Here is a 16,419-nt window from a genome sequence, read left to right as displayed (position 1 = left end):
CCAACTCTGCGTAATAGAATCCCTTCTTCAGAATTGTGGGCTAGGAAATCTTTCCTAACATCTGTTGCACATGATACTGAACTTGATACATAAAAATAGTAACTGGATCACTATTCTTAAACTATTCAACGAATAAAAATAGGGTTATTCATAACCTTGATTTATTAGTCATTAATGTGGTGGTTGGCTTTTCAATGATTGGTAGGAATCGTTAGAGATACAGTTTTTTACACGATTCATTTGAGCTCCTGATGTGTTTACGCGTACACTGGATTCAACAAAGGAGTGCGTGTGTTTCCTATCTTACTATTACTGTTTATTTTTGTACCGATCATAGAGATTGGTCTGTTCATCCAAGTGGGTGACTATCTTGGACTTTGGCCAACGATCAGCTTGGTTCTAGTGACGGCTTTTGTCGGTGCCTCACTGGTTCGTAGCCAAGGCCTACAGACATTAAAGTCGGTGCAAGGGCGTTTAAATCAAGGCGAGCTGCCCGCGCAACAAATCTTCGAAGGCGTGATGTTGGCTGTGTCTGGAGTTCTACTGTTAACACCGGGCTTTATGACCGATGCGTTTGGTATGCTGGTTTTATTGCCAGCCCCTCGAGCGGCTATCGCGAAATATCTAATGGGTAAAATGGTGGTCAAATCGGCAGGAGGTGCTGGTTTTGGTGCGCATCAATTTGGTCAAAGCCCATTTGAGCAAGACCCTTTTCATCGTGGCCCATTCAACTCTGACTCAAGTGGCAGTACATTTGAAGGCGAGTACGAGAAGAAAGACGATCAAGACAGAGATAAATTGAACTAACACTTTGATTTATTTTGCAGAATAAGAAAGGCAGCCGATGGGCTGCCTTTCTTTTTATGTTTCTTTTTTCACGATTCTTGTTATTGACGCTTCTTCTTCGGCTCTTATAAAGCGCCGTCGAAACCCATTTGTCGCCACGCTTCAAACGCAATAATCGCAACGGCATTCGACAGATTTAAACTGCGGGCGTCTGGCATCATAGGAATACGGATCCGCTGTTCCATTGGCAAACTCTCGATGACGTCAGCAGGAAGCCCGCGCGTCTCTGGGCCAAACATCAGTACATCACCCTGTGCAAACTTTGCATCAACATGATGTCCGGTTGTTTTGGTGGTACAGGCAAAAATTCGAAAATCGCCTTCGCGTTCATTGTCTAAATAAGCAAGAAAGGCTTCGAGGTTTGCATGACGTTTTACGCGTGCAAGATCATGATAATCCAAACCTGCACGTCGTACTTTTTTCTCTTCGAGATCGAAACCGAGTGGCTCTATGAGGTGTAAGTTCGCTCCGCAATTAGCGCAAAGTCGAATGATGTTTCCCGTGTTAGGGGCGATTTCTGGTTCGTAGAGAGCAATATCAAACATGCTGGATTATCTGTTGTTGAGAGTTTGGAACGAGTATAAGGCGGCTTTTGAGTGCCGCCAAGTATCATTATGGAATGGGGTATCAATGAATTATGAATTTGCGGCTCTTGCTGTCGCATAATTCTCGCTGACGGCGTCCCAGTCGACGACATTCCACCACGCATCGATATAGTCAGGGCGTCTATTCTGATAGCTAATGTAGTAAGCGTGTTCCCAGACATCAAGCGCAAGTATTGGCTCGCCGCGATCGGCAACCGCATCCATCAATGGGTTATCTTGATTGCTTGTTGATGTAATTTTCAGTTCACCGTTTTGAACGATAAGCCAAGCAAAGCCAGAACCAAACGTATTGATTGCGGCTTGAGTGAATTGCTCTTTGAAGGCATCAAAACTACCAAAAGTGGCAATGATCGCTTCAGCAACAGCGCCAGAAGGTTGACTTTGGCCTTTTTCGGTCATGCAATTCCAATAAAGGATGTGGTTATAGTAGCCCCCGCCGTTGTTTCTTACGGCTGGTGAGTGCTGAGAAATGGAGCTAAAAATATCCTCTAGCGCGGTTGATTCGAGTTCAGTCCCTTTTATCGCCGCAACAAACTTGTCGTAGTAAGCCCTGTGGTGCTTGCTGTAGTGCACTTCCATGGTCTTGGCATCAATATAAGGTTCAAGAGCATCGTAGGCGTAAGGCAGTTCTGGAAATTGGTGGCGCATGGTAAATCCTCCTTAATAGAAGGATTTACCTTAATGATAATAAATATCATTATCAACTGCATATTGTGTGTGGTTATTTGCTTTGTCGAGAAACGTCGTTGTGTAAAGGCAGTTGAATCGACACTTTCAGGCCACCGAGCGGACTTCGACTCGCATTGATGGTGCCGCTGTGTTGGCGAACCGCTGACTCAGTGATGGCTAACCCGAGCCCTGTACCACCAGAGTTACGGTCTCGCGCTGTTGAGACTCGATAGAATGGTCGGAAAATCTCGTTAATCTCGTTTTCAGGCACGCCATCGCCGTTGTCTTCGACATCAATGAATAAAGTGTCATCCTTTACGATCATCGTGACCTGAACCTGATCTTTACCGTAGTAAATGGCGTTGCGGGTAATGTTTTCTACCGCGCTCATGAGCAGCTTAGGGCTGCCTGATATTGTTCGCTGTGGAATGTCGGTGTACACCAAGTTTTTATCGATTTGTTCGGCTTCAAACTGGGCGTCCTTCAGCAGTTCTTCCCATAAACTGCTGAGCGGTTGCTCCTCTCGGTTGAGGTGGCTATCCGCTTGCATGCGAGAAAGTTCTAACAGTTCGGATATCATTTGCTCGAGTCGCTGTGCTTCGGTATCAATTCGAGTCAGCTCTGAGCTCTCTCCTTGCTTTCGTGTGGCCAGTGCGCTTGCCATTCTTAATCGAGTTAATGGTGAGCGAAGCTCGTGAGAAATGTCAGACAGCAAACGTTGCTGGCCAGAGAGCATATTATTCACCGCTTCCACCATCTGGTTGAAACTCGCTCCAGCTTGACGAAATTCAGATGTCCCTTTTTCAAGCTGTGGATCAACAATGAACTCACCGCTCGCGACACGTCTTGCCGCCCGTTCTAATTTGCGTGCAGGTTGGCTCAGAGCCCACGCTAACCACAGCAGTAATGGGGTGCTGACGAGCATGACAGCAAACAGCAGCTGGAAAGGTCGATCAAAGAGACGCAGTAAGAAAGGGGAGGGTTTATCCCACCTGACACCCACGTACAGGTACAAATCTCGTTGGGCCAATGTGATTGGCAAAGGGCCGGCAACCATGTATTGGCCGTAAAGTTTTTGCTTAGGGGATTCGGTAGAATCAAGGCTGGTAATGAAGTTTTTCAGCGCTCTTATCTTGAAGTCGTGGTGTTTCTTTGTTGTTAACACATTGCCTTCGAGATCAGAAATAAAGATACGAGGCTTTGAATTTCTCGGCATATGCTTTTGATCTTCAAGATTGAAGATCACTCGCCCAAGGTCGGTGTCGTTTTTGTGGCGAGCTTCAATGCTCTGCTTGATCTTAATGAGTTTTTGGAGGTGATCAGCTGGAATGTCGCGTGTTTTCCGAGGATCGAGATGCGGCAATGAGAGTACGGCCAGCAATACTAGCAGCATGGTGAACCAAAATATGGCGAAGATACGGCCATATAGGCTGGTGATTTTTGGCAAGCGCATTAGTCTTCCTCAATCAATAGGTAACCACGCCCTCTAAGGGTTTTGATCCTTGATTTTCCAGATTCTGGATCTGGCAGCTTTTTACGTAGGTTAGAAACATGCATATCAATCGCTCGATCAAAGGCAGCGAGGCGCTTGCCTAACACGTCTAAGCTTAGGGTTTCTTTCGTTAAGGTGACACCTGGGTGCTGGATGAAGTGGGTCAGTAACGCAAACTCAGTGGTGGTCAGGTCCAACAATTGCTCTTGGCAGTAGGCCTCTTGTTTGCCTGGGTAAACTTTAATATCAAGGTACTCCACGCAGTCGACGGTTTTGGGTGAGGATTGCGTTTGGGTTCGTCGAAGAATGGCCTTCATTCGAGCCAGTAACTCTCTATCACTGAATGGTTTTGGTAAGTAGTCGTCAGCCCCGAGTTCAAGCCCAATTACGCGATCAATCTCTTCGCCTTTTGCTGTAAGCATCAATACTGGTGTGCTCCAGCTTTCGCGCAGCTTCTTAAGTGTTTCCATACCGTTGAGCTTAGGCATCATCACATCCAAAAGAATAAGATCTATCTTGTCGCTGACCTCAGCAAGCCCTGACTCTCCGTCATTCGTTTCTGTGACGGTAAACCCTTCGTAGCTTAATACTTCTTTGAGTAAGCCTGTGAGTTCTGTGTCGTCATCGATAAGTAGGATATGTGCCATTACAAGGTGCCTCGGTAGTATTACTGTCTTATTTCTCTTCTTTATATTACTTCGAAAATGACTAAGCGAAGAGTTTAATTTTCTCTCTTTACGAACCTTTACGCTTACTAAACGCACGTTTACATGTGGCGGCGTATTCTAAACTCATGCGCTGCAACGGCAGTGATTAACAATAAAAATGTTTGAAATTACTGAGGGTACAATTATGAATACAACGAAAAAATTAGTTTTAGCAGCGGCAATCATTCCTCTTACGTTTGCAACAGCCAGTGCTTTTGCATTTGGTGGTAAGTCAGACCACGACCGCGGACACGGTAAATGTTCAGGTGGGTTTGACCGCGGTGTTATGCGTCAACTTGATTTGACGGATGAGCAAAAAGACCAAATGACAGAGCTGCGTGAAACGAATAAAGCAAGCAAGAAAGCCAATGCTCAAGAGAACTTTGCAGAGAAGCTTGCCGCTAAACAAGCGCATCAGAAAGAGATTCAATCTTTAGTGTTAGCCGATACATTCGACCAAGCAGCAGCGACTGAACTGGCTTCACAGATGGTAGAGAAGCAAACTGAGCGTCGTGTGAATGCATTAGAAAAGCAGCAACAGATGCTGAGCATTCTGACTGACGAGCAAAAGACAAAGTTTGTTGAGCTTCAACAAGAAAAAATGCAAAAGTGCAGCGACAAGATGCAAGAGCGCGTGCAAGAGTCATAAAGACTGATTCCATAAATGAAGAGGGCAGCCCATGTGGCTGCCTTTTGTTTGATATTTTTTTGTCCAATGACAGGTTATACTTAGATCATATTCGTTAAGTTATTAGTGCTATATGAAACCTGAATACGCTCGTTTAGTGACCATGGCGGCTTGGACAGCAACCGCTGTTGCGACCCTTTTGCTCATTGTGAAAGTGTTCGCTTGGTGGACAACAGGCTCCGTCAGCTTACTTGCTTCATTGATTGACTCGTTACTCGATATTGCCGCCTCAGTGGTCAACCTCATTGTCATTCGCTACGCCCTTCAACCCGCCGATAAAGAGCATACTTTTGGTCATGGTAAGGCCGAATCCTTAGCTGCGCTTGCGCAAGCGATGTTTATTTCAGGGTCGGCTTGTTTCCTTATTCTAAATGGTGTCGACCGCTTTTTCCGTCCGCATGAACTTCACTCACCAGAGCTGGGTGTGTATGTGAGCATGTTTGCCATGGTCGTGACGTTTGGTTTAGTGCGCTTTCAGAAGTACGTTGTGGAGAAAACGGGAAGCCAGGCGATTGCGGCTGATTCCTTGCACTATCAAAGCGATCTTTACATGAATGCGGCAATCATGTTGGCTTTAGGCTTAAGCTGGTTTGGTGTTACTCAGGCTGATGCGGTGTTTGCGGTGGCGATTGGTGGTTACATCCTTTATAGCGCCTTTAGAATGGTGACAGAGGCCATTCAAACCTTACTGGATCGGAAGCTTCCTGATGAAGAACTCGAGCAGATCCGTCAATCTTGTTTGGATATAGAGGGTGTACTTGGTGTTCACCAGTTGAGAACAAGAATGGCGGGGCCTACTCGATTTATTCAACTTCACTTGGAGCTTGATGACAATATCGTGCTGATTGAAGCGCACCGTATCTCAGACAATGTTGAAGCCCGATTAATGAGTGAGTTCCCAGGCGCGGATGTATTGATTCACCAAGACCCATACTCGGTGGTTTTAAATGGTGAGAAGTCTCAGCTAGAAGAGGATTGGTAGCGATAGCGCCATTGGTCATAGAATATTAATCAAAACAGCAAGACAAATGACAGGCGATTCGATATCTTTTGAGCTATAAAAGAAAGAGCATGATTCTGACATGAATCAACGAAGTGTATTCTGATAAAAGTAATACTACGGCATAACTGTTTTAGTGACGTAGAGCCTGGCAAATAAAAGGTAGTATTCCTTTATTGTAAAGGTAACATACGGCATAGCATTGAAAGGATTTCACTGGTGGCACACTTTGGCTGCTGGTACTAAATTTTAGTTTAATTACAAAATTCGAGGGTGAGCATGATTAAGAAGATCGGTGTTTTAACAAGTGGCGGAGACGCACCTGGTATGAACGCAGCGGTTCGAGGCGTGGTACGTACTGCGTTATCGGCGGGTATTGAAGTTTACGGTATTTACGATGGCTACCAAGGCCTTGTTGAAGATCGCATTGAAAAGCTTGATCGTTCTAGTGTATCTGATGTTATCAACCGTGGTGGTACGTTCTTAGGTTCAGCGCGTTTTCCTGAGTTTAAAAATGTAGAAGTTCGCCAAAAAGGTATCGAAAACCTTAAGAAACACGGCATCGAAGCATTGGTTGTTGTGGGTGGTGATGGTTCTTACATGGGTGCTAAGAAGCTGACTGAAATGGGTTACCCATGTGTTGGCCTACCAGGTACGATCGATAACGACATTGCGGGTACAGATTACACCATCGGTTACTTGACGGCACTGAACACGGTTATTGATGCCATTGACCGTCTACGTGATACTTCTTCTTCTCACCAACGTATCTCTATTGTTGAGATCATGGGTCGTCACTGTGGTGATTTAACCCTTATGTCTGCGATTGCGGGTGGGTGTGAGTACATCATTACTCCAGAAACGGGTCTCGATAAAGATCAGTTGATTGCTAACATTCAAGATGGCATTGCTAAGGGTAAGAAGCACGCAATTATTGCGCTAACTGAGCTAATGATGGACGCGAACGAGCTGGCTAAGTCAATTGAAGACGCAACGGGTCGTGAGACGCGTGCAACGGTACTTGGCCACATCCAACGTGGTGGTCGCCCGACAGCGTTTGACCGTGTATTGGCATCACGCATGGGTAACTACGCGGTTCATCTTCTTATGGAAGGTCACGGTGGTCGCTGTGTGGGTATTCAAAAAGAAGAGCTTGTTCACCATGACATCATCGATGCCATTGAGAATCTGAAACGTCCAGTTCGTAACGATCTGTTCAAGGTTGCAGAAGAGTTGTTCTAAAATGATTGGTTAAAGGCTTACCTGTAATAGGCTTTTGCTCATTGTTAAAAAAATCCAGTTGGGAAACCAACTGGATTTTTTTGTATCTAGTATTTACGTCAGTCAATCATCAGTTTATGGCCATCGAGATGAGATAGCCGACGATCGTGGCGGTTACGACGCCGATGAAACCAGGAATTAAGAAGCTGTGGTTCAGTACGTACTTACCAATCTGAGTGGTCCCTGAGCGGTCAAATGTGATCGCAGCAAGATCGCTTGGATAGAATGGAAAGAAGAAATACGCATAACAAGCCGGAAGCACACCAATCAATACCGGCGCTGGTATGCCCATGGCAAACCCAAGTGGCAGCATAATGGTCAGAACCGCCGCTTGGCTCTTCAAAAAGACAGAAACCACAAACATGGCGATTGCAAATGTCCATGGATGCGCGGCCACTAAATCACTCACTAGGCTAATAAGGTACGGCTTGTGGTGACCAATGATAGTGTCACTCATCCAGGCGATACCGAAGATGATGATGACCGCCGTCATACCCGCAATAAACACATTACTGTGAACGATCTTTTTAGGATCAACTTTAGTCGTGAGCAATATCACCGCACCGACAGACAGCATTAAGAACTGAATGGCCACCGACATGTTTACGCCATCGGGCAGTAACGCTAAGTCTTTACCAAACATCGCCACAAAGATCACTGTTGCGATACCTGCCAAGAAAATTCCTAGTCCTTTTTTGGCTTGAGCGTCACCATTGTGATCGTCAGAGGTCTCTTCGGTGAGATCAATGAGTTGAGCTTTGAACTCTGGATCTTTACAACGCTCAATAAAGTCTTGGTCAGCTTCTAGGTCTTTACCGCGTTTCAGGCTCCATGTACAACCGGCTAGCAAGCCAATGAGTGTTGCTGGAATCGTCACCATGAGAACATTGACCAAGCTGATGTCGAGGTTGTTGTCAGCGGCAGTTGCCATAACAACGGCCGCAGCTGCTGCGATTGGGCTGGCTGTAATCCCCATCTGAGAGGCAACCGTGGCCATAGCCATTGGGCGCTCTGGGCGAATGCCTTTCTTGTAAGCCACATCGTAGATGACAGGAAGTAGAGGATAGACTGAGTGGCCAGTGCCCACTAACACGGTGAGAGAGTAAGTACACAGTGGCCCTAAGAATACGATTTGGTTCGGGTGCTTACGAAGCAGCTTTTCTGCAAATTTGACTAAGAGCTTTAAACCACCAGTCGCCTCTAAGGTAGCCGAAGCCGCAACAACGGCAAGGATGATGAGCATTACGCTGATTGGCGGTGTACCTGGGGTGATTCCGAAAACAAAGGCCAGTATTGAAACCCCTAGCCCCCCAAGCAAACCAAATGCGATGCCCCCATGGCGAATACCGATGAAAATGACCGACAGTAACAGCAGCATGTGTATATAGAACATGTATCTACCTCAATCCATTAATTATGTAAGCTCGTATCCTATACAAAAGTAGTAGATTCCGATGTGAGCCAATATGCGTAGTTGAATCGCATATTTCATGATCGAAGCTTTCATTGTTTTTCATCAAAAAAACGTGCTGCAAGAAGCGAAATTGAAGAGATTCTATGTACAAGTCACACTATTCCACTAGGGGGTAGTGCCCTTAAAGTTATTGAAACATAAGATTATTCAAGATGAAGATCGAGCGGCGTTTTACTTTTTTGCCCCGCGATCTCTCGAGTTAAGGTGGGTACCAGATAGCCTGACACTTGTTCAACTAACCCCGCCATGATTGCTTTGGCTTCGTCATCTGATATATAGAAATGTGCCGCGCCTTGAACCTTGTCCAAAACATGCAGGTAGTAGGGCAGAATGCCTGCAGTAAAGAGTGCTTCACTGAGTTTCGTTTGCGCTGAGACACTGTCGTTGATCCCTTTTAGCAGGACGCCTTGATTGAGCATCGTGACATTGGCTGACTTGAGTTTCGTGATGGCATTCGTCAGCTCATCATCAATTTCATTCGCGTGATTGATGTGCGTGACAAAGATGACCTGTAAACGAGTCTCTGAAAGTAGCTGCTGCAGCTCATCCGTTACGCGAGCGGGGATCACAACGGGTAATCGAGAGTGGATTCTCAAGCGCTTGATGTGTTGGATATCAGCGACGGCGTTGATGAGCCATTCAAGCTCATGATCCTTGGCCATGAGCGGATCACCGCCCGATAAGATAACCTCATTAATTTCTGGATGCGCTTTAAGGTAATCAAGCCCCTGCTGCCAAACGGATTTGCTGCCCTTATTCTCATTATATGGAAAATGTCTTCGGAAGCAGTATCGGCAATTAATTGCGCAGCCACCCTTAACGATGAAAAGCGCTCGATTCTTATACTTGTGCAGCAACCCAGGCACTTGGTTGTTTTGTTCGCCAAGAGGGTCGGCCGAATAGCCGTCTTGAACTTCAAACTCTTCGCTTAAAGGCAATACTTGCCTGAGCAGGGGATCATGCGGATTGCCTTTTTCCATTCGATTGACAAAACTTAGGGGAACTCGTTGTGCAAATAACGTTTTCGCTTTGAAGCCGGACTCCCACTCTGACGCATCGATATTCAACGTCTCAAGCAGTTTTACAGGGTCTGAGATCGCATTCGCTAGCTGTTTGAGCCAGTTTTGCTCAACAGATGGGGCAATTCGGGTTATGATGTGCGGCATTAAATTAAACTCGAAAATGGTAAGAGGAAAAAATGGCTACTGTTAGCACGAATGAATTTAAAGGCGGTCTCAAACTTATGCTTGATAGCGAGCCGTGTGTCATTCTCGAAAATGAGTTAGTGAAACCGGGCAAAGGTCAAGCGTTCAACCGCGTCAAAATCCGTAAATTGCTTTCAGGTAAAGTACTAGAGAAAACCTTTAAGTCAGGTGAGTCGGTAGAAGTTGCTGACGTAATGGATATCGATCTAGATTACCTGTACAACGATGGTGAATTCTACCACTTTATGAACAGCGAGTCTTTCGAGCAAATTGCAGCAGAAGCTAAAGCCGTTGGTGATAACGCTAAATGGCTAGTCGAAAACGACACTTGTATGATCACGCTTTGGAATGGTAACCCTATCGTTGTTACGCCACCAAACTTTGTTGAGATTGAAGTGACTGAAACGGATCCTGGCCTTAAAGGTGATACACAAGGTACTGGCGGTAAACCAGCGACGCTAGCAACAGGCGCTGTGGTTCGTGTACCACTATTCATTTCTATTGGTGAAGTGATCAAGGTTGATACTCGTACTGCGGAATACGTTGGTCGTGTAAAATAATCGCATCAATTTGAATTCAAATTTGATGAAATAAAGGTCACTTCGGTGGCCTTTTTTAGTTTTTGCTTGATAGAAGTGGTTGTGACACAATCTGAAAATAATGAGCGTAAATGAATAATACAATGAAGCAATCATTCCAAATTTGGTTAGATGCCGCTAGGCCCAAAACTCTTCCGCTGGCGTTAGTTTCTATTCTTACTGGTAGCGTTTTGGCGTACTCGATAGGGCATTTTTCTCTCGCAATTTCTGTCCTAGCATTCGTCACGGCTACGTTATTGCAGATTCTATCTAATCTGGCGAACGATTATGGTGATGCGGTCAAGGGCACCGATAATGATGAACGGCTTGGCCCAGTTCGTGCCATTCAGTCTGGTGCTGTGTCGTTAAAAACAATGAAGCAAGCGATGGTGATCAACATTGCTCTCACCATGGCCTCTGGTCTTTGTTTGGTTTTTTATGCTCTTGATAGTGTGCAAAGTATTATCGCTTTTATTGGGCTAGGCGTACTCGCGATTGTCGCTGCGATTGCGTATACGGTAGGAAATAAGCCATACGGGTATGTCGGCCTTGGTGATATCTCTGTATTCATCTTTTTCGGGTTATTAGGGGTTGCTGGCACGTTCTTCCTACATACTGGGTACGTAGACAGCGCTTTGGTTTTACCTGCAATGGGTTGTGGCCTTTTTGCGGTAGCGGTGCTGAATGTGAATAATATGCGTGATATCGAAAACGATCAGGCATGTGGCAAGAAAACGGTAGCTGTGCGCTTGGGTCAGCTAAAGTCAAAGCAATATCATACGTTGCTCTTAGTGAGCGCCCTAGTGATGTTTGCAAGCTATCTACTGCTTCAGCCTGCGCCTCTTTGGCTGACACTTCCCTTCCTATTCAGTTTAGTGATTGTTTTTAAACATGGGCAAGCGGTGTGGAAGGCGACACAACCCGCTCAAATTGCACCTATGATGCCGATTGTGGTTAAGTGTGCTTTGCTTACCAATCTACTGTTTACGGGCATTGTCATTGCTCAAACTCTAATCAGTTAATTGCGCCTTATCATTGCAATGACTTATTGAGCCGATATACTCGATAGAGATGACTATCAGTATGGAAAAATACTATGGAATACAATACTTCAGCTCTTTGCGATATTTACTTAGATCAGGTTGACGTCGTTGAGCCACTTTTTAGCAATTTTGGTGGCAGTGCTTCGTTTGCTGGACAAGTGACAACGATTAAATGTTTTGAAGACAACGGGTTAATTCGTGATTGTCTTGAGCAAGACGGAGTTGGTCGAGTATTACTCATTGACGGTGGTGGGTCCTTACGCCGCGCACTGATTGATGCTGAATTAGCGGCATTAGCGGAAGAAAATGAGTGGGAAGGTATTGTTGTTTATGGCTGTGTTCGAGAAGTTGATGAACTCGAAGACATGAGCATTGGTATTCAGGCATTAGCATCGATTCCTGTTGGCGCGGTCGCTAATGATATTGGTGAAATTGATGTCGCGGTTAACTTTGGCAGCGTGACCTTCATGCCTGAAGATTTCCTTTATGCTGATAATACAGGCATTATCATCTCTCAAGAGCCGTTAGATATAGAGCTTGAGATTGATGACGAAGAGGCGATTGCGGAATAGATAGAAATATCTGGTTAAGACTTTCGCCACTAAAATACTATTTAAGAAGAAATTCAAAAAGCCGATGCTCGAATAGAGCGTCGGCTTTTTATGTTCTTTGGCATAGAGAAATAGCTTTAAGTGCATGAAAGGGGGGAATCAATAGTTGAAAAAGTGTCGCCCAGCTTAACGTTTCTCTTAGATACAATGTACACGGCGCAGTCTAAGCGCATAAAGATAGCTCAATACACCACTTAAAATATTCCCTATGGCGATACCAAAGAACAGCCCCTCGACGCCATAAAACCAGTTACCGATCCAAGCGATAGGTAAGGTCAAAAGAAATAACCTAATCACACCCCATTGAAAGGCGAGTACGGGTTTGTGAAGTGCATTCAACCCTGCAATTAACATCATGGTTACACCCTGAAAACCATAACTGAAAGGCACCACCAACAAATAATGCCATAACAAGTCTTGAACCTGCTGCTCTTGAGAAAAAAGACGAGCAATAGGCATGCTTAGCGGCACCATCATAATGAATATGATCAGTTGGAACACAATCGCAAAACGCATACTCACAAACAAGGCTGAAAAACTTCGCCCTGGATTTTTAGCCCCAAGGTTCTGCGCCATAAAAGGTGTTAAAGCCGAGGTAAGCGCCATGAGAACCAGAATTAGCAAGGACTCGACTCGTTGGGCGGCGCCAAATGCTGCCACCGCTACCGTGCCATGTGAAGCGAGTAGCATCATCAGAATCGCGCCTGAAAATGGAATCATCGCATTAGACAGAGCGGCAGGGGTGCCAATTCTCAATATTTGTCGCCAATCTTCCAACAGGTTCGAGATTTTTGGAAAGGCGAGTAACTTTTCACGCTTGATGAGTATATAGAGTGAGCAAACTAAGGCACCAAACCAACTTAAGGCGCTAGAGATTGCCGCACCTTGTATTCCTAATTCAGGGAAAGGGCCAAGGCCAAAGATCAACAGGGGATCGAGAACGCCATTTATCAGCCCTGCCAGCATCATGATTTTTGCTGGGGTTTTAGTATCGCCCGTTGCACGGATAGCACTGTTTCCCGCCATAGGTATCACCAGAAGTGGTATCGAAAAATACCAAACAGCCATGTATTGATTAATCAATGGGAGTAGGTGAGTCTCTGCACCGAGTAAGGTAAAAAGCGGTTCAATCGTGAGTAAACCAATCAATGATGCGATTGAGACAAGCAATAAAGCGAGTATCAATCCGTGCGTTGAAAAGTAGGCGGCCTGTTTGGCCTGACCTTGACCGAGTAACCGGGCCAAACTGGTGGAGATCCCAATACCGATGCCCATGGTGATGCAGTTTATTGCAAAGGTAACAGGAAAAGTAAAACTGATTGCGGCAAGGGCTTGAGTGCCAAGAAGAGAAATGAAAAAGGTATCGACCACATTGAACATTAAAATGGCAACCATACCAAAGGTCATTGGGATAGCCATCTGACGTAGCACAGTGGAAATTGGCGCTGTTAATAAGCCGTGTTTATCGTGCATCGTCCATACGCTGAAATATCAAAACGCTAGGATACAAGAATATTGAATGAGGCACTAGCATCGCCCGTTATCTTCGCGTGCGTTGGCTTATCGCAGATACTAATAAGGCCAGCAATCGCTGGCCTTATTGTCTAACTAGATAAGAAATCTAATTATGCTTTCGCTTCTGCTGCTGCCTTAGCGATAGCTGCAAAGCCTACTGCGTCAAGCGCAGCGCCGCCAACTAGAGCACCGTCGATGTCTGGCTGAGCGAAGTAAGATGCTGCGTTTTCTGGTTTAACAGAACCGCCGTATTGGATGACAACTTTGCTTGCTACGTCTGCAGACTTCTTAGCGATGTGTGCACGGATAGAAGCGTGGATGCGCTGTGCATCTTCAGCTGTTGCTGCTTTACCAGTACCGATAGCCCAGATTGGTTCGTAAGCGATGATCGCGCCTTCAAGAGCTTCAACACCAGAAGTATTGATCACTGCGTCGATTTGACGAGCACATACTGCTTCAGTTTCACCAGCTTCGTTTTGAGCTTCAGATTCACCGATACAGAAAACAGGCGTTAGGCCATTTTCTTTTAGGAATGCGAATTTTTGAGCGATGAATTCGTCAGATTCGTTGTGGTACTGACGACGCTCTGAGTGACCGATGATGATGTGAGATGCACCAAATTCTTTTAGCATCTCTGGAGACATGTCGCCTGTGAAAGCACCTTTGTTGTTTACATCACTGTTTTGAGCACCAAGAATGATTGCGCTACCAGCATCAGTCAGAGTGCGCTCAGTTAGGTCGATGTAAAGTGCAGGTGGAGCCACTGCTACATCAACGCCAGTCACGCCTTCAAGTTCCTTGTTTAGACCGTTTAATAGGTCTGTAACCATTTCTTTGCTGCCGTTAAGCTTCCAGTTGCCCATAACTACAGGATGACGCATAGGTAAATCTCCAATATTTTGAGGTTTAAAATTATTCGATATAAAAAATAAACGCGTTCGCGCAATAATACAATAGATTAATCACATCAGTTAGTGATTAGGGTCATGACATTATTCGATCGTGCCGCTCTTCGAAGTGATCCAGCAAACAGAATAGCAGTGATTGTCTCGGCATTTGCTTCGTTACTTGGTATTAGTGTTGAGAATTCGCTTCGATAAATACTGACAGTAGATCTAAAGTCAAAAAGGAAAAGCAATGCCAAACCTCGTTATGGAATATTCAAACTCGATCGATCAGCGCGTAAACGTACAAGGGCTTTTGGAAGATTTACATGATGTCGCCCTAAAAAGCAGCTTGTTTGATCCTGATTCAGTTAAATCGAGGGCACTGCGTTGCCATCATTGGTTAGTGGGTGAGCAAGGTGACAGTGTTGACTTTATTCATGTTGGTTTCGAATTGCTAGACGGGCGGACAGAAGAGCAGAAAAGAGAATTATCTCGTCAATTGATGACCGTGCTGCAAGAGCAAGCTAGCCAAGTACGAAGTCTAACCGTTAACATTCGAGACATGGATCGTTCGTGTTTTCAAAAAACCTTAAATGGTTGATTTATAATACTGTTCATAGTTAGAAATTTTTGTTTGTTTTTTTAGGGTAAGTTAAATGCAGTTAAAACCACTATTATTTTCATTTGAAGGAAGAGTCGGTAGGAAGACCTATTGGGTTTGGAACGTAATCTACTACGCGGCGATTATGGGCTTTGCCACGGGCTCCAACGTCTTGTTTCCCGCGATGGCTCACATCATCTTACCTGTTTTCCTATTATTGGTGCTTGTTCCAGATTTAGCGATCACCGCTAAGCGATGGCATGATCGAGGGAAGTCGAGTTGGTGGCTATTACTCAATGTGCCCCTCGTATTTGGTCGTATGGCGGTGCCAATGGGCGATCCAAGTGCGGTCGCACAAACCAGTGCGCTTGAAATGGTGACGTCCATTGCAGCATTAATTTGCGGTGCTTGGATTCTGGTAGAGTGTGGTTTTATGAAAGGTGAAGAGAAAACGAACCAATATGGAGCGGAGCTAAAGTAGCGTATTTGGTCAGACTTCTTTGATTGTTCGGCAATATGATTGAAACTATGTTGCCGATCTTTTGAATACTGAATTTGCACCTCAATACTCGTTTTCATTAAGAGACAGATTATTTACGTAGCATGACCTTTTCAACAGCGTGGTCTTGCCCTTTTTTGAGAATCAACTGAGCGCGATCTTTTGTCGGCAGGATATTTTCAGCAAGGTTTTGCCCATTGATGGACTGCCAGATGTTTTTGGCTTTATCGACCGCTTCTGATTCACTTAACAAGGTGTAATGGCTGAAATAGGAGCCCGGCTTCATAAATGCCCCTTGGCGAAACTCCAAGAAACGCTCTACATACCATTTTTCTATCACATCACTTTCCGCATCGACATAGATAGAGAAATCTAAGAAATCAGAAATGAAGGTGCTGGCTGGCTTATTTGGGTAATCTAACCCACTTTGCAGCACGTTTAACCCTTCAATAATGATCACGTCTGGTTTATCAATCTTTTTTACTTCGTCGGTAATGTCGTAAGTGATGTGCGAATAAACCGGCACTTCAACATTCCCTTTTCCTGCTTTTACGTCAGTCAAGAAATTAACTAGGCGCTTGGTGTCATAAGATTCAGGAAACCCTTTCCGGTGCATAATACCGCGCTTATCTAATTCACTTTTAGAAAACAAAAAGCCATCAGTCGTCACCAAGTCGACCTTAGGGTGGTTTTCCCATCGAGATAAGAGAGTACGAAT

At 45.1% G+C, this 16,419-nt stretch carries 18 protein-coding genes; 9 read left to right on the top strand and 9 right to left on the bottom strand.

Annotation, left to right across the window (positions count from 1 at the left end; translation table 11 throughout):
- Positions 1 to 291: 291 nt before the first annotated feature.
- The gene (locus BCU12_RS18835; RefSeq protein ID WP_102405789.1) at positions 292 to 807 is read left to right on the top strand and encodes an FxsA family protein; all 516 of its coding nucleotides are present in this window, start codon (positions 292 to 294) and stop codon (positions 805 to 807) included.
- Positions 808 to 911: 104 nt separating this feature from the next.
- Here the strand turns inward: BCU12_RS18835 and BCU12_RS18830 are convergent, their stop codons facing one another.
- From BCU12_RS18830 to BCU12_RS18815, 4 genes are all read right to left on the bottom strand, one after another.
- Positions 912 to 1,391, bottom strand: a complete 480-nt coding sequence (locus BCU12_RS18830; protein ID WP_102405788.1) for a tRNA (cytidine(34)-2'-O)-methyltransferase — start codon at positions 1,389 to 1,391, stop codon at positions 912 to 914.
- A gap of 90 nt (positions 1,392 to 1,481) precedes the next feature.
- Positions 1,482 to 2,099, bottom strand: a complete 618-nt coding sequence (locus tag BCU12_RS18825) for a superoxide dismutase (RefSeq protein ID WP_102405787.1) — start codon at positions 2,097 to 2,099, stop codon at positions 1,482 to 1,484.
- A gap of 73 nt (positions 2,100 to 2,172) precedes the next feature.
- Complete coding sequence (gene cpxA / locus BCU12_RS18820; protein WP_102405786.1) at positions 2,173 to 3,573, bottom strand: envelope stress sensor histidine kinase CpxA; 1,401 nt, start codon at positions 3,571 to 3,573, stop codon at positions 2,173 to 2,175.
- Complete coding sequence (locus BCU12_RS18815; RefSeq protein WP_102405785.1) at positions 3,573 to 4,259, bottom strand: response regulator; 687 nt, start codon at positions 4,257 to 4,259, stop codon at positions 3,573 to 3,575. The genes cpxA and BCU12_RS18815 overlap by 1 nt, the downstream gene beginning before the upstream one ends.
- A gap of 205 nt (positions 4,260 to 4,464) precedes the next feature.
- Between BCU12_RS18815 and BCU12_RS18810 the strand changes: the two genes are divergently transcribed.
- The 3 genes from BCU12_RS18810 (at position 4,465) to pfkA (ending at position 7,249) form a co-directional block, all read left to right on the top strand.
- The gene (locus BCU12_RS18810; RefSeq protein ID WP_102405810.1) at positions 4,465 to 4,968 is read left to right on the top strand and encodes a CpxP family protein; all 504 of its coding nucleotides are present in this window, start codon (positions 4,465 to 4,467) and stop codon (positions 4,966 to 4,968) included.
- Between the two features lie 112 nt (positions 4,969 to 5,080).
- Positions 5,081 to 5,989, top strand: a complete 909-nt coding sequence (fieF, locus tag BCU12_RS18805; RefSeq protein WP_102405784.1) for a CDF family cation-efflux transporter FieF — start codon at positions 5,081 to 5,083, stop codon at positions 5,987 to 5,989.
- Between the two features lie 297 nt (positions 5,990 to 6,286).
- Positions 6,287 to 7,249: a 6-phosphofructokinase gene (pfkA, locus tag BCU12_RS18800; protein ID WP_102405783.1), complete on the top strand. Its 963-nt coding sequence runs from the start codon at positions 6,287 to 6,289 to the stop codon at positions 7,247 to 7,249.
- A gap of 109 nt (positions 7,250 to 7,358) precedes the next feature.
- Here pfkA and BCU12_RS18795 read toward each other — a convergent pair whose 3' ends face one another.
- On the bottom strand, positions 7,359 to 8,681 hold the full coding sequence (locus tag BCU12_RS18795; RefSeq protein ID WP_102405782.1) for an anaerobic C4-dicarboxylate transporter: 1,323 nt from the start codon (positions 8,679 to 8,681) through the stop codon (positions 7,359 to 7,361).
- A gap of 224 nt (positions 8,682 to 8,905) precedes the next feature.
- Positions 8,906 to 9,928 (bottom strand): EF-P beta-lysylation protein EpmB, encoded by a 1,023-nt coding sequence (gene epmB, locus BCU12_RS18790; protein ID WP_102405781.1) that lies wholly within the window; start codon positions 9,926 to 9,928, stop codon positions 8,906 to 8,908.
- Positions 9,929 to 9,960: 32 nt separating this feature from the next.
- Here epmB and efp point away from each other — a divergent pair, with 32 nt between their 5' ends.
- The 3 genes from efp to rraA all read left to right on the top strand — a co-directional run bounded on the left by efp (position 9,961) and on the right by rraA (position 12,160).
- The gene (efp, locus tag BCU12_RS18785) at positions 9,961 to 10,527 is read left to right on the top strand and encodes an elongation factor P (protein WP_102405780.1); all 567 of its coding nucleotides are present in this window, start codon (positions 9,961 to 9,963) and stop codon (positions 10,525 to 10,527) included.
- A gap of 122 nt (positions 10,528 to 10,649) precedes the next feature.
- A complete protein-coding gene (locus BCU12_RS18780) occupies positions 10,650 to 11,567 on the top strand; it encodes a 1,4-dihydroxy-2-naphthoate polyprenyltransferase (protein WP_102405809.1) in 918 nt (305 codons plus the stop codon).
- A 74-nt stretch (positions 11,568 to 11,641) separates the two neighbouring features.
- Positions 11,642 to 12,160, top strand: coding sequence for a ribonuclease E activity regulator RraA (gene rraA, locus BCU12_RS18775; protein ID WP_102405779.1), 519 nt, complete (start codon positions 11,642 to 11,644; stop codon positions 12,158 to 12,160).
- Between the two features lie 177 nt (positions 12,161 to 12,337).
- Here rraA and BCU12_RS18770 read toward each other — a convergent pair whose 3' ends face one another.
- The gene (locus BCU12_RS18770) at positions 12,338 to 13,672 is read right to left on the bottom strand and encodes an MATE family efflux transporter (protein ID WP_102405778.1); all 1,335 of its coding nucleotides are present in this window, start codon (positions 13,670 to 13,672) and stop codon (positions 12,338 to 12,340) included.
- A 152-nt stretch (positions 13,673 to 13,824) separates the two neighbouring features.
- Entirely contained in the window at positions 13,825 to 14,595 is a 771-nt protein-coding gene (gene tpiA / locus BCU12_RS18765; protein ID WP_102405777.1) for a triose-phosphate isomerase, read from the bottom strand.
- Between the two features lie 256 nt (positions 14,596 to 14,851).
- Here tpiA and BCU12_RS18760 point away from each other — a divergent pair, with 256 nt between their 5' ends.
- Both BCU12_RS18760 and BCU12_RS18755 read left to right on the top strand, forming a co-directional pair.
- The gene (locus BCU12_RS18760) at positions 14,852 to 15,202 is read left to right on the top strand and encodes a 5-carboxymethyl-2-hydroxymuconate Delta-isomerase (RefSeq protein ID WP_102405776.1); all 351 of its coding nucleotides are present in this window, start codon (positions 14,852 to 14,854) and stop codon (positions 15,200 to 15,202) included.
- A 55-nt stretch (positions 15,203 to 15,257) separates the two neighbouring features.
- Entirely contained in the window at positions 15,258 to 15,683 is a 426-nt protein-coding gene (locus tag BCU12_RS18755; RefSeq protein WP_102405775.1) for a DUF805 domain-containing protein, read from the top strand.
- 109 nt (positions 15,684 to 15,792) lie between these two features.
- Here BCU12_RS18755 and coaA read toward each other — a convergent pair.
- On the bottom strand, positions 15,793 to 16,419 hold a 627-nt coding region (gene coaA / locus BCU12_RS18750), incomplete at its 5' end, for a type I pantothenate kinase (protein ID WP_102405774.1).

Source organism: Vibrio sp. 10N.261.55.A7 (assembly GCF_002877365.1).
In the GTDB taxonomy this organism is placed as follows: Bacteria; Pseudomonadota; Gammaproteobacteria; order Enterobacterales; family Vibrionaceae; genus Vibrio.
Note: the sequence above shows the minus strand (reverse complement) of the source record. Positions and strands in the feature narration are given on the sequence as shown.